Genomic DNA, 881 nt, shown 5'->3' with positions numbered 1-881 from the left:
CCAGACTGTGTAAAAACGTGCTGATGTGCTAATCTCCATTGCGATGATGGGGGGCGCAGATGGGGCGTTTCGTCGAGGGTGAAGACCGCAGGCAGTCGCTGTTACTGCCCCAGTCGCTTGATGATTACGTGGCGGAAGATAACCCGGTTCGAGTGATCGAGGTTTTCATCGACGCGCTTGATCTGGGGGCGCTCGGTTTTGGCGGGGTCGAGCCAGCGGCCACGGGGCGTCCGGCTTATCACCCATCGTCGATGCTCAAGATTTATCTCTACGGCTATCTCAATCGCATTCAGTCGAGCCGCCGGATCGAGCGCGAAGCCCAGCGTAACATCGAGCTGATGTGGCTGACGGGCCGCCTTGCGCCTGACTTCAAGACGATCGCCAACTTCCGGCGCGACAATGGCGCTGCGATCCGGGCGGTGTGCAGCCAGTTCGTCGTTCTCTGCCGGCGGCTCAACCTGTTCGCCAAGGCCGTGGTCGCGATCGACGGGAGCAAGTTCAAGGCGGTCAACAACCGCGACAAGAACTTCACGGTGGCCAAGGTCGGCAAGCGGATCGAACAGGTCGATGCCAGCATTGCGCGATATCTCGCCGCGCTCGACCGGGCCGATTGCGAGGACAGCGATATTCCCGAAGCCAGGACCGGCCGGCTCAAAGAGAAGATTGCAGGACTGCGCCGCCAGCTGGAGGACCTGCAGGCGATGGCGCAGCAGGTTCAGGCTACGCCCGACAAGCAAGTGTCGCTGACCGATCCCGATGCGCGTTCAATGGCGACCAGCGGCCGTGGGACCGGGATGGTTGGCTACAATGCGCAAGTTGCGGTCGATACCGATCACCACCTGATCGTTGCGCACGAGGTCACCAACCTCGGACATGATCGG

1 protein-coding gene is annotated in these 881 nt (G+C 61.4%); it reads left to right on the top strand.

What is annotated here, in order from left to right:
- Window positions 1-59: 59 nt before the first annotated feature.
- Window positions 60-881: transposase (locus tag AC3WJD_RS22030; RefSeq protein ID WP_492749000.1), on the top strand; the 822-nt coding region annotated here is incomplete at its 3' end.

This window comes from Sphingobium sp. FW306-1B-F04DB (assembly GCF_058781925.1).
This window is presented reverse-complemented; position numbering and strand designations above follow the sequence as displayed.